Source organism: Psychrobacter sp. PP-21 (assembly GCF_033790785.1).
In the GTDB taxonomy this organism is placed as follows: Bacteria; Pseudomonadota; Gammaproteobacteria; order Pseudomonadales; family Moraxellaceae; genus Psychrobacter.
The window spans coordinates 1-446 of record NZ_JAMYEB010000090.1; the positions used below are offsets into that span (position 1 = coordinate 1).

Genomic DNA, 446 nt, shown 5'->3' on the forward strand with positions numbered 1-446 from the left:
ATCTGTTGGTCGCTGAGATCACGACTTAGCCAGTCGTAATAGCTTGATGGCTTAACCCTTAACACACGGCACATAGTGGTGATGCGAAAGAGGAACTGGTTGTCTTTGATAAAGGCGTACCTGACTAGCTGTTTCTCGCGAAGTACGCCGTCGCCAACTCGAGCATAGCTCTCCCCTTGCGTCGGGGCGAAGCAGTGCTTCGCTTTATCCCTCCTCATTTAGTATTTCGCGTTCCTCTTCAGCCACTTTGAGCTGCCGCTTGAGCTGCTTTATTTCTTGAAGAGCACTCATAAGATCAGGATCGTATTGCTTTGTGCCGACAAGCTTGCCTTGATTGGCTTTGTTATGCCAATTTGATAGCGTTTGCATGGCAATGCCAAGCTGCTTTGCAGTGGCTGAGATATTGCCATTATTGTCTGATATCTTCTTGACGGCCTCGGCTTTAA

1 pseudogene is annotated in these 446 nt (G+C 48.2%); it reads right to left on the reverse strand.

What is annotated here, in order from left to right:
• A pseudogene (locus tag NJD71_RS13695) lies at positions 1–446 on the reverse strand (transposase); the annotation flags it as partial.